We start from the raw sequence: 11,161 nt of genomic DNA on the forward strand, positions 1-11,161 counted from the left end.
ATCCGGCCCACCCGTGACAGGCACGTCGCCTTCCTCGACCGCCAGGGCGACTCCACCGCGCACGCCAAACTGTGGCGAGGGCAGGGCAGACCCTCCGTGATCGCCTCCGGCAAACTAGGGGACGTGGACCTGCACAGGGCGCCGAGGGCAGGGTCTTCCTCACCGGGAAACCCGTCGGCACCCAACTGAAGGACTCGGGCGTCACGCTCCTGGACGCCCCCGCTGAGACAGACATCTCCTCCCTGGGACGCCTCGCCGTCGACCCCGTGCTCACCCCCGGCGTCCGCCACGGTCTCGCCCGGATCAAGGACGCGGGCAAGGGCTTCGACAAGAGCGGTATGGGCCAAGAGAGCCCGGTTATCGGCGCGCCAGCCACCGCCGCGAGCGACGAGCCGATCACCGTGACGTCCACCGCCACCACCACCGGCGAGAAGCTCACCCAGTCGGTGACGCAGACCACGGCGGACAGCGGCAACGCGGCCGTTTCCCCGGCCCTCACCGGCACCACCACCGCGCCCGCCCTCACGGCGGCCGACGCCCGGGCGAACGATCCGGTCGACACCGACCGCTGGTGCTCGGTGCCCCGCAACGATGTCAACTCCCAGGCGCTGCAGCCCACTCCGAACCAGGTCGAGTGGGCCGTCGACATGGCCGTACGCGGTGAACTGCGCGCGAGCTATCTCACCCAGGGTGGCTGGCGCGGCCAGATCGGGATCGGCACTATCGACCCGCAGGGCCTCTTCCCGCGCCCGCCTCTGACCGGCGGTGGCCGTATCCCGGCCAACGTGCTGCTCGGCGTGATGGCGCAGGAGTCGAACCTGTGGCAGGCCGAACCGGGCGCGATCCCCGGCCAGATGGGCAGCCCGCTGGCCTCCTACGCAGGTTTCTACGGCCACAAGGGCGACGATCCGGCGTCGTACTGGAAGATCAATTGGGCGAACTCCGACTGCGGTTACGGCGTCGGACAGGTCACCGACGGCATGCGGCTCGCCGGCTACGAGAAGGAGGGCGAGACCGCGCTGCCCGCGAGCACCCAGCGCGCAGTGGCTCTCGACTACACCGTGAACGTCGCCGCGTCCCTGTACATCCTCGCGGACAAGTGGAACGAGCTGCACGAGTCGAACCAGACGATCACCGTCAACAACGACGATCCGGCCAAGCCCGAGAACTGGTTCGCCGCCCTGTGGAACTACAACCTCGGCTTCAACCCCCGCTCCGCCGAGGCCGAGAACGGCAACTGGGGCCTGGGCTGGTACAACAACCCTGCCAACCCGGCCTACCCGCCGGACCGCGACCCGTTCATGGACATGTCGGTGGATCCGGGTAACTGGCCGTGGGATGCCGCTCACCCGCAGTACTGGCCCTACGAGGAGAAGGTGATGGGCTGGTCCGCCTGGTCCGTCGACACCGGCTTCTCCTACGCCACCTCCGGCCGGCAGGACTGGCCGGGTGAGACCGGGTACTCCTCGGCGGGCTTCCGCCCCGCGTGGTGGAACACCGAGGCCGAGCGCAGCGCCATCAAGCCGCCCCTGAGCACTTTCTGCAACTCCGCCAACAACTGCGACTCCAGCAACCCGCCGGACTGCCCGGACGCCGACTGCTACACCCAGTATCGGCAGACTTCTCGGCGAGATCGCCGCTAAGGCTCCCCACGCGCAGATCGTCCTCATGGGCTATCCGCACATCGTCGCCGACGACCCGTGTCTGACGGCAGACTTCGACACGTTGAACGCCCTTGCCGACGACGTGCGGGACAAGCAGCAGACCAAGGTGGCCGCGCTGAAGAGCTCGGGACTGCGAGTGGTCTTCGCCGATCCCACCAGCGCCTTCGCTGGTCACGGCATCTGTGACAGCGACGAGTGGATCAACCGCATCGTGGCGGGCCCGAACGGTGACGGCGACTACCACTCGGGAGACCCGGAGAACCCGGTTCCGTGCATCCCGGTCACCTCGGGCGGCATCTGCGCCAGCCTGGAGTCCTTCCACCCCAAGGACCGGGGCACCACCGCCTACTCTGCTGTGATGGACCAGACCCTCGCCGACATCGGCTACACGGGCAGCTAGTGGCACCCGCGTCCACCTCCACGCCGGTCACGGGGCGAGCCTCCCGCGCCGTGACCGGCGGCTGCCTGCTCACGCTTGTCCTCCTGATCTTGGTCGCCGGCACCGTCCTCGCCTGGATGCTGTACGCCTTCCACCGGGCCGACACCGGCAACGAGAGCCGCCGTGCGCAGGCGCTGGCGGCCGTGGAGGAACAGGCCCGTCATGCCGCGTCGGTGACCGTCCGGGACCTGACGGCGGCGCGGGACACCAGCGAAGCGGCGGCGGAGGACATCGCCCTGCGCGACGGAAGGGATCCCGACCTCGGCGACGGAGCGGTGGCGCCGAAGGTGACGTACGACGAGACCTCGGACCGTCTGACCGCTGTCAGCCTGTTCTCCGGTCCGTACGAGATCAGGCCCGCCGTATGGGGAGCCACCCGCACAGAGTGGGTGACGCGCTGCTACGCCCTGGCCTTCCAACGCGACGGCGGCACCTGGCAGGCGAAGGTGACCACCCAGCCGGACGACGTCTGCGCACAGCGGCAGGCGATCACCAACGCCGCCCAGACGGCCCGGGAAGCACTGCGCACCATCACCCGGACCACCGTGACCCGCGACGAGGTCCAGCTTCTCCTGGAACCGATCCGCGGTGCCACCTACGAGGTGACCACCGTGACCGGCCAGGGCCACACCGTCACGGTCACGGTCCTCGTGCGCGCCTCCGGGGACCGGCAGTGCTACAGGTTCGTTCGGCACACCGAGTCGTACGGCCAGGACTCCGTCATGACCGCGCCGACCGTCGCTGCGCACTGTGCCGACTGAGGCCGGCATCATCGAGAAGCCGTGTGAATGCGCCGTCCCGCGCGGCTGCGGTACGTGGCCGTCTCCGTCAACAGCCGCCGATCCGAGTCAGATTCACATACCCGCACACGGCTCCTACGAGTCCTGTGCGGGTATGTCAGCTCGAACCTTGGTGAGCAACACGACGCCCCTCGCCGGGCCGACGTACCGGTGAACATGACGATGGCGCCGCCCGAGGAGAAGGGGCACCGTCCGATCAGGCGGCACGGGGATTCGGATGCCGAGGATCTCCTGATCGCGCTCAACTTCACCCATCAGCCGGTCCCTGTCGATCAGCTTCTCGGCGCTCATGCTTGGGAGCGATACCTGTCGACGGACTCTTCAAGACCATCGAGAGGTCACTGTCATGTTCTGGGCACGGACGAGGGGGTGATCTGGACTCGTCGAGCAGAAAGAGGAGACGGGCGGCTTCGTCGAGGAGGTCATGGCCGCTGTCGGTAACGGTGAGTCGTCGACCCGTCCGAGATCGAGGATGGTGAAGCCCACGGTCTCCTCGATCTTTCGTAGCTGGTATTTGGTGCGTCTGACCGCGTACGGAACGAAAACTCCGCCATGGCGCCGACCAGGTGAAGTCCGCCAACCGTAGATCTCTGAAGGGGTCCTTGCGTATCGACGCGTCGTCGTACCGGATCGACGCCGTGGGTGGCGCACTCTTCTTGCCGGACGGCACTGGACTCCGAACGACCGTACGGGCGACCGTAGTTACTGACCGCAGTCAGTGCCCACGAAATGGCGACAGTGCCCAATCGCTGTCCATTTTGCATGGTCAGTGTCCATCAGGATGCGGAACCTGCAGTGGCCCCGGTCAGGCCAGGCTGTCCCGCCAGGCGCGGTGCAGGTCCGCGAACCGGCCGGTGCCCGCGATCAGTTCGGCGGGGCTGCCGTCCTCGACGATCCGGCCCTCCTCCATGACGAGGACCCGGTCGGCGATCTCCACGGTCGACAGCCGGTGCGCGATCACCACCGCCGTCCGGCCCTTCAGCACCGTCGCCATCGCCGCCTGCACGGCCCGCTCGCCGGGGACGTCGAGGGAACTGGTCGCCTCGTCGAGGATCAGCACGGCCGGGTCGGCGAGCAACGCCCGTGCGAACGCCACCAGTTGGCGCTGACCGGCGGAGATGCGGCCGCCCCGCTTGCGGACGTCGGTGTCGTAGCCGTCGGGCAGGGCGCTGATGAACTCGTGCGCGCCGATCGCCTTCGCCGCCCGCTCGATCTCCTCCCGGGTCGCGTCGGGCCGCCCGACGGCGATGTTCTCGGCGACCGTGCCGGAGAACAGGAACGCCTCCTGCGTCACCATGACCACCCCGCGCCGCAGTTCGGGCATCGCGAGGTCGCGCAGGTCGACGCCGTCGAGGAGGACCCGGCCCGCCGTGGGGTCGTAGAAGCGGGCGAGAAGCTTGGCCAGCGTGGACTTCCCGGCGCCGGTGGAGCCGACCACGGCGACGGTCTGCCCGGCCGGCAGGGTGAGGTCGAAGCGGGGCAGCACCTCGCCGCCGGTGCGGTAGCCGAAGCCGACGCCGTCGAACACGACCTCCCGGCCCGGGAACCCGGAGCGGCGGGCCGGCAGTTCCCCGGGCGCGGCCGGCTCCGGCACCGACGGCGTCTGCGCCAGCAGCCCGGCGATCTTCTCCAGCGAGGCCGCCGCCGACTGGTAGGAGTTGAGGAACATGCCGAGCCGGTCGATCGGGTCGTACAGCCGCCGCAGGTACAGCACCGCCGCCGCCAGCACCCCCAGCTCCAGCGAGCCGTCCGCCACCCGGTGGGCGCCCCACAGCACGATCGCCGCGACGGCCGTGTTGGCCACCAGCCGCGATCCGGTGACGTACCGGGCCATCTCCAGCAGCGCGTCGCCGTTGCGCCGCTCGTGCCGCCCGTTGAGCACCCGGAAACCGGCGTCGTTGACGGCCTCGCGGCGGAACGCGCGCACCGGGCGGATGCCGTTCATCGTCTCCACGAACTTCACGATCACGGCCGCGATCGCGGTGGACCGCGCCCGGTACACCCGTGCGGCGCGCCGCCGGTAGATCCGGACGAGGAGGTACAGCGGCCCGAAGGAGGCCACCGCGACCGCTCCCAGCCCCAGGTCCAGCCAGAGCAGCATCGCCGAGATGTACACGAAGGACAGGACGACCCCGACCAGTTCCTGAAGGCCCTCGTTGAGCAGTTCGCGCAGCGACTCCACGTCCGTGGTGGAGCGGGAGATCAGCCGGCCCGAGGTGTAGCGCTCGTGGAAGTCGATGCTCAGCGCCTGCGCGTGCCGGAAGATCCGCCCGCGCAGGTCCAGCAGCACGTCCTGGCTGACCCGGGCGGAGCCGATCAGGAAGGCGGTCTGGAGCCCGCCCGAGGCCAGCGCGCACAGCAGGTACCCGAGGGCCACGGCGGCCAGCGGGCGGGTGTCGCCGTCCCGGAACGCCGGGACGGCACGGTCGATGGCGTACGCCACCAGCAGCGGGCCCGCCTGCACGGCCGCCTGCTGGAGCAGCAGCAGGAGCGTGGCGAGGGCGACGCGGGCCTTCAGGGGGGCGAGCAGCGACCGCAGCAGCGCGGCCGTGGCGCCCGGCGGGGTGGGCAGGACATCCCGGTCGAAGGGGTCGCCGGCCTCCCGCTCGCCGGCCTCCCGCTCGCGGGGCGGGTCCGGCTCGTCGACGGCGGGGGAGGCGGTCGTGGGGGTGGTCATCGTCGGTCGGCCTCCTGGTCCCCGGACATGAGGTGGGCGTACTCGGCGCTGGTGCGCAGCAGCTCCTGGTGGGTGCCTACGGCGGTGATCCGGCCGCCCGACAGCAGGGCGACGCGGTCGGCGAGCAGGACGGTGGAGGGGCGGTGGGCGACGATCAGCGCGGTGGTGTCGGCGAGGACCTGACGCAGCGCCGCCTCCACGGCGGCCTCCGTGTGGACGTCCAGCGCGGACAGCGGGTCGTCCAGGACGAGGAAGCGGGGCCGTCCCACGACGGCCCGGGCGAGCGCGATCCGCTGCCGCTGACCGCCGGAGAGGCTGAGCCCCTGTTCGCCGACCTGTGTCCGGGCGCCCTGCGGCAACGCGTGCACGAACTCGGCCTGCGCCACCGCCAGCGCGCGCTCCAGCTCGTCGGCGCCGGCCCGGTCGTCGGCGCCCATCAGCACGTTCTCCCCGACGCTCGCGGAGAAGAGGGTGGGTTCCTCGAAGGCGACGGCCACCTGCGACCGCAGTTCCTCGCGGGACAGCGCGGTGATGTCCCGCCCGTCGAGCGTGATCCGCCCCGACGTCAGCTCGTGCAGCCGGGGGACCAGCGCGGTGAGGGTGGTCTTCCCGCTCCCGGTGGCCCCGACGAGCGCCATGGACTCACCGGGCCGGACGTGGAGGTCGACGTGGTCGAGGAGGGGAGGGGAGCCGGGGTCGGCGTCGGGGTAGCGGAAGACGACGCCCTCGAACCGGAGGCCGTCACCGCCCCCGTCCCCGTCCGGGGCCGCCGGACGACCGGCGGCGGCCGCAGGGCGGTCCGTGGTGGCCGTCGACGACTCCGGCCGCTCGTCCATCACCTCGAAGTACCGCTCCGTCGCCGTCGCCGCCTCCTGGCTCATCGCCAGCAGGAAGCCGATCGAGTCCACGGGCCACCGCAGGGCCAGGGCCGTGGACAGGAAGGCGACCAGCGTCCCCGCGGACAGCTCCCCGTCCGCCACCCGCACGGTGCCCAGCACCAGCGCGGCCCCGACGGCCACCTCGGGCAGCGTGACGATGATCCCCGAGAGCGTCGCCAGCAGCCGGGCCTTGCGCAGTTCCGTCCCGCGCAGCGTCACCGACAACTGCCGGAACGCCCGCGCCTGACTGCGGTGCCGTCCGAAGCCCTTGATGATCCGGATGCCGAGCACGCTCTCCTCGACGACCGTCGTCAGATCGCCGACCTGGTCCTGCGCGAGCCGCGAGGCCCGCGTGTACCGGGCCTCGAAGAGCACGCAGGTGACGACGACGGGCACGGCCGGCCCGAGGACGATCAGGCCCAGCGTCCAGTCCTGCACCAGCATGATCACCACGCCGACGAGGATCGTCACCCCGTTGACCAGCAGGAACGTCAGGGGGAAGGCGAGGAACATGCGCAGCAGCATCAGATCGGTGGTGCCTCGGGACAGCAGTTGTCCCGAGGCCCACCGGTCGTGGAAGGCCATGGGCAGCCGTTGCAGGCGGCGGTAGAGGTCCGCCCGCATCTCCGCCTCGACGTGCGACAGCGGCCGTGCGACCAGCCACCGCCGCAGCCCGAACAGGAGCGCCTCGGCGACGCCCAGCAGCAGCAGGTACAGCGCGCCCAGCCACACGCCCGCCGGGTCCCGGTCGGCGACCGGGCCGTCCACCATCCACTTGAGCACGAGCGGGATCACCAGCGCCGTGCAGGAGGCGACGATCGCGACGAAGGCGGCGGTGAACAGCCGCGCGCGCACCGGCCGCACGTACGGCCACAGGCGCAGCAGCGTCCTCACTGCGGAGCGGTCCTTGGTGGTTGCGTATGTCGTCGGCATCACCGCGAGCCTACGGACCGCCACCGACATCGCCCACCGAGTTTCCGCCGGACGGGCCCCGGGCCCGACCGCCGCGACCTGCGCGTTCGGGGTTCCGAACGCCGGGCGGGGCGGTCAAGCCCACAGGTGTGCGTCATTCGATCGAATGACGTCCGTGGGTTGCGGTTGCCGTCGGTACCCGGCCGGTCGGGCCCCTCGGCCGTCCGGGTCCTGGGCCGGTCGGGCCGGCGGCCGGCCGGGTCCTCAGCCGGTCGGGCCGGCGGCCGGCCGGGCTCTCGATCGGTCGGGCCCTCGGCGTCCGGGTCCTCGGCGTCCGGGCCCTCGGGTTCGGTCGGTCCCCCCGGCCGGTCAGGCCGCCGGGTACGGCAGCAGTCCGCTCGCCGTCTTCTCCCACGCGGCCTTCAGCTCGGCGAGCAGCTCCGGCCGGTCGGTGGCGAGGTCGGCCTGCTCGCGCTGGTCCTGGGCCAGGTTGAACAGGTGGTCCGTGCCGGAGGAGTCCTGGTAGTACTTCCAGTCGCCGCGCCGCAGGGCCCGGTTGCCGCGCACCCGCCAGAACAGGTCGCGCTCGGGCACCTCCTCGCCGCGCAGCAGGTAGCCGGCGAGGCTGTGTCCGTCGAGCGGGTGGGTCGAGGCGGGGCGGGCGCCGCCCAGTTCCAGCAGGGTCGCCGTCCAGTCCGGGGAGAAGACGGGCTCGTCGCTGACCTGGTGGCCGTCCACCCGGGCGGGCCAGCGCAGGATGGTCGGGGTCCGGATGCCGCCCTCCAGCAGCTCCGACTTGGCGCCGCTGAGCGGCCACAGGTAGGAGAACCGCTCGCCGCCGTTGTCGCTGGCGAACACCACGACGGTGTTCTGCTCCTGGCCGGAGCGCTTCAGCGCGGTGAGCACCTTGCCGATCGAGGCGTCGAGGTTCTCCACCATCTCGGTGTACTTCTCCACCGAGCCGCCGTCGTTGTGCAGCAGGCCGCTCAGCACCTGGCCGGCGCGGATCTTCGCGGCGATCTCGGCGCCGGTCTCCTCGTCGTCCTCGCCCAGCCAGGGCCAGTGCGGGGTGGTGAAATTGAGGTTGAGCAGCCAGGGCTCGTCGTGGTCCCGGGAGACGTACTCCACGGCCCGCTCGGTGAGGACGGTCGTGTAGTAGCGCAGGTCCTTGTACTCGGCGTCGCCCTCGTAGAGGTCGTAGTCACCGAGCTGGCCCAGCTTGGAGAAGTACTCCAGGGCGCCGCCGAAGTTGCCGAAGAACTCGTCCCAGCCCGACTTGGTGGGGCTGTAGTCGGGCAGCCAGCCGCAGTGCCACTTGCCGATCAGAGCGGTCGAGTAGCCGGCCTTCTTCAGCAGGGAGGCCAGGGTCGGGTGGTTCGGGTCCAGTCCCTGCGTCTTGTTGCCGATGGGTTCGGCGAGCCCGCCCTGCGTACGGCCCGGGTAGCGGCCGGTGTACAGGCTGAACCGGGTGGGGGAGCAGGTCGCGGAGCCGGAGTAGGCGTTCGTGAACCGCACGCCCTGCGCGGCGAGCCGGTCCAGGTTCGGCGTCTTGATGTGCGGTGCGCCGTACGACGACAGGTCCGCCCAGCCCAGGTCGTCACCCAGGATGAACAGGAAGTTGGGCCGCCCGCCGGAACCGGCGGAGGAACGGGCCCGGAACGGACGCTCGGCGGCGGAGGCGGCGGAGGCGGCGGAGGCGGCGGAGCCGGACTCGGGAGCGGCTTCGGCGCTGCCGGCCGTACCGGCGACCGCGGTCACGGCACCGCCACCGACCAGGCCACCGAAGGTACGACGGGATATTTCGGGCATGCGGGATCCTCGTGATCGGCGTGCCCCGGGGGAGGGCGCGCGAAGAGAAGAAGCGAAGAGGAGAGGGGGGAGGGAGAGGGGGGGAGGGAGAGGGGGGCTACGGCTCAGCGACAGATGGCGCTGGACTGCCGGCACAGGTCGACGTGACGCCGCTCCACGAGCGCGACGCACGCGCGGCGGTGGTCAGCGGGGCTCCTCATGATCGCGAACGGTGCCATCGTCGGGCCGTGCCGTCAAGGCACCGTCCACGGACCGGGACCCGCGCCCTTTCCTCCTGCCGGAGGCGTGCTCGTCACCGGTCCGCCACCCGCATCTCGAACCACGTCGTCTTCCCCCGGGGCAGCAGGTCGACCCCCCACCGGTCGGACAGCTTGTCGACGAGGAACAGGCCCCGGCCGCTGATGTCCGTCTCCTGGACCGGCATCAGGCAGGGCAGCCCGCGGGAGGGATCGCGGACCTCGACGCGGATCCAGCCGCGGCGGCGGCGCATCCGCAGGCCGAAGGTGCGGGCGCCGGTGTGGCGGACGGCGTTGCCGACGAGTTCGGAGACGAGCAGGACGGCGTCCTCGGTCATCTTCGGGGTGAGCTGCCACTGGCGCAGGACGACGACCTGGGTGAGCCGCCGGGCGGTGGCGGCGGACTCGGGACGGGACGGCAGCGGAACCTCGGCCTCCGTCGGGTTACCGAACAGTTCCAGCGCCTTGAGCGCCCGTTCGTCCTCGACCGCGGGCGACCAGCGTGCCGCGGCCACACGCCCGTGCTCTCGCGGCTGTTCAGAACCCTCCAGCCCCGCCATGCCCCCATCATGGCCGTGCGGGGACTTCGCCGTGGTGGTTCCCGGGGAATGCGCCCCCCGGGAGCCCTCGTTCCGCGCACGTCGCCCGGCATGTGCCGTTGGCGTGGCGAGGCTCGGCGGACCTGCGCCGACCCGTGATGACGAAGCGTCCGGAGGCAATCGACGGGCTCCCTCGACACAGCGGGCTTAAGGCTGCCTTAAGGTTCCCATAAACCGCCCCATCGAGGGACCCGGACAAGACGCCCCATCATTTGCAAGCCGTTTCACGCAGATTTGACGAGAGGTGTCTCACTGTTCACCCCCCGCTCGCTCACAGGAACTTCGCCTTGCCGGGGCCCTCCTCCACGAAGCTCCGCATGCCGGTCTCGCGGTCGGCGGTCGCGAACAGGCCCGCGAACCAGGTGCGTTCCACCGCCAGGCCCGTCTCGAGGTCCGTCTCCAGGCCCGTGTCGATCGACTCCTTCGCCGCGCGCAGCGCGATCGCCGGGCCCTGTGCCAGCTTCGCGGCCCAGGCGTGCGCCTGCGCGTACACCTCGCCGGCCGGGACCACCCGGTCCACCAGGCCGATCGTCAGGGCCTCCTGCGCCTTGACCATCCGGCCCGTGAAGACGAGGTCCTTCGCCTTGGACGGGCCGACCAGCCGGGCGAGGCGCTGGGTGCCGCCCGCGCCGGGGATCAGACCGAGCAGGATCTCGGGCTGGCCCAGCTTCGCGTCGTCCGCGGCGATGCGGAAGTCCGCGCACAGCGCCAGCTCGCAGCCGCCGCCCAGCGCGTAGCCGGTCACGGCCGCCACCACCGGCTTGGGGATGCGGGCCACCGCGGTGAAGGAGTCCTGGAGGGCGCGGGCGCGCAGGACCATCGCCGTGTGGTCCATGGCCTGCATCTCCTTGATGTCCGCGCCCGCCGCGAACACCTTCTCGCCGCCGTACACGACGACGGCCCGTACGTCGTCGCGGCGGCCCGCCTCCTCGGCGAGTTCCCTGAGCCGGTCCTGCGTGGCGACGTCCAGCGCGTTCATGGGCGGGCGGTCCAGACGCAGGGTGCCGACGCCCTCAACGACTTCGAGATTCACGGTCATGCGAGCAGGTTAACGAAGACTAACGTCGGCTGGCCCCATGCGGTGGGTCACATCCGGCCGGGGGCCGTCCCGGCGCACGGGCACGGACGACGGCGGGCCCGGTGCCGT

General features: G+C 71.3%; 10 protein-coding genes. 3 read left to right on the forward strand and 7 right to left on the reverse strand.

Features of this window, described 5'->3' with window-relative positions:
- Window positions 1-266: 266 nt before the first annotated feature.
- The 3 genes from ACFV9M_RS38995 to ACFV9M_RS39005 are packed head-to-tail and all read left to right on the forward strand — an operon-like array spanning window position 267 to window position 2,864.
- A complete protein-coding gene (locus ACFV9M_RS38995) occupies window positions 267-1,643 on the forward strand; it encodes a hypothetical protein (protein ID WP_385068695.1) in 1,377 nt (458 codons plus the stop codon).
- A gap of 25 nt (window positions 1,644-1,668) precedes the next feature.
- A complete protein-coding gene (locus ACFV9M_RS39000) occupies window positions 1,669-2,064 on the forward strand; it encodes a hypothetical protein (RefSeq protein ID WP_385068694.1) in 396 nt (131 codons plus the stop codon).
- A 50-nt stretch (window positions 2,065-2,114) separates the two neighbouring features.
- On the forward strand, window positions 2,115-2,864 hold the full coding sequence (locus ACFV9M_RS39005) for a hypothetical protein (RefSeq protein WP_385068692.1): 750 nt from the start codon (window positions 2,115-2,117) through the stop codon (window positions 2,862-2,864).
- 114 nt (window positions 2,865-2,978) lie between these two features.
- Here the strand turns inward: ACFV9M_RS39005 and ACFV9M_RS39010 are convergent, their stop codons facing one another.
- The 7 genes from ACFV9M_RS39010 to ACFV9M_RS39040 all read right to left on the reverse strand — a co-directional run bounded on the left by ACFV9M_RS39010 (window position 2,979) and on the right by ACFV9M_RS39040 (window position 11,053).
- Window positions 2,979-3,194: a hypothetical protein gene (locus tag ACFV9M_RS39010; RefSeq protein WP_385068690.1), complete on the reverse strand. Its 216-nt coding sequence runs from the start codon at window positions 3,192-3,194 to the stop codon at window positions 2,979-2,981.
- A gap of 514 nt (window positions 3,195-3,708) precedes the next feature.
- Window positions 3,709-5,580 (reverse strand): ABC transporter ATP-binding protein, encoded by a 1,872-nt coding sequence (locus ACFV9M_RS39015; RefSeq protein ID WP_385068688.1) that lies wholly within the window; start codon window positions 5,578-5,580, stop codon window positions 3,709-3,711.
- On the reverse strand, window positions 5,577-7,391 hold the full coding sequence (locus tag ACFV9M_RS39020; RefSeq protein ID WP_385068686.1) for an ABC transporter ATP-binding protein: 1,815 nt from the start codon (window positions 7,389-7,391) through the stop codon (window positions 5,577-5,579). Before ACFV9M_RS39020 ends, ACFV9M_RS39015 begins: the two co-directional genes overlap by 4 nt.
- Window positions 7,392-7,739: 348 nt before the next feature.
- Window positions 7,740-9,179, reverse strand: a complete 1,440-nt coding sequence (locus ACFV9M_RS39025) for a sulfatase (RefSeq protein WP_385068684.1) — start codon at window positions 9,177-9,179, stop codon at window positions 7,740-7,742.
- 104 nt (window positions 9,180-9,283) lie between these two features.
- Window positions 9,284-9,397, reverse strand: coding sequence for a putative leader peptide (locus ACFV9M_RS39030; RefSeq protein ID WP_385102686.1), 114 nt, complete (start codon window positions 9,395-9,397; stop codon window positions 9,284-9,286).
- Window positions 9,398-9,471: 74 nt separating this feature from the next.
- Window positions 9,472-9,975, reverse strand: a complete 504-nt coding sequence (locus ACFV9M_RS39035) for an ATP-binding protein (RefSeq protein ID WP_385068681.1) — start codon at window positions 9,973-9,975, stop codon at window positions 9,472-9,474.
- Window positions 9,976-10,285: 310 nt separating this feature from the next.
- The gene (locus tag ACFV9M_RS39040) at window positions 10,286-11,053 is read right to left on the reverse strand and encodes an enoyl-CoA hydratase/isomerase family protein (RefSeq protein WP_385068679.1); all 768 of its coding nucleotides are present in this window, start codon (window positions 11,051-11,053) and stop codon (window positions 10,286-10,288) included.
- Between the last annotated feature and the right edge of the window lie 108 nt (window positions 11,054-11,161).

Source organism: Streptomyces sp. NPDC059895 (assembly GCF_042731035.1).
In the GTDB taxonomy this organism is placed as follows: domain Bacteria; phylum Actinomycetota; class Actinomycetes; order Streptomycetales; family Streptomycetaceae; genus Streptomyces.

Bases quoted from the DNA above. Each gene is read 5' to 3' on its own strand.
- ACFV9M_RS39035 (WP_385068681.1), bottom strand. From the start codon at position 9,975: ATGGCGGGGCTGGAGGGTTCTGAACAGCCGCGAGAGCACGGGCGTGTG.
- ACFV9M_RS39015 (WP_385068688.1), bottom strand. From the start codon at position 5,580: ATGACCACCCCCACGACCGCCTCCCCCGCCGTCGACGAGCCGGACCCG.
- ACFV9M_RS39020 (WP_385068686.1), bottom strand. From the start codon at position 7,391: ATGCCGACGACATACGCAACCACCAAGGACCGCTCCGCAGTGAGGACG.
- ACFV9M_RS39025 (WP_385068684.1), bottom strand. From the start codon at position 9,179: ATGCCCGAAATATCCCGTCGTACCTTCGGTGGCCTGGTCGGTGGCGGT.
- ACFV9M_RS39040 (WP_385068679.1), bottom strand. From the start codon at position 11,053: ATGACCGTGAATCTCGAAGTCGTTGAGGGCGTCGGCACCCTGCGTCTG.
- ACFV9M_RS39000 (WP_385068694.1), top strand. From the start codon at position 1,669: ATGGGCTATCCGCACATCGTCGCCGACGACCCGTGTCTGACGGCAGAC.
- ACFV9M_RS39030 (WP_385102686.1), bottom strand. From the start codon at position 9,397: ATGGCACCGTTCGCGATCATGAGGAGCCCCGCTGACCACCGCCGCGCG.
- ACFV9M_RS39010 (WP_385068690.1), bottom strand. From the start codon at position 3,194: ATGAGCGCCGAGAAGCTGATCGACAGGGACCGGCTGATGGGTGAAGTT.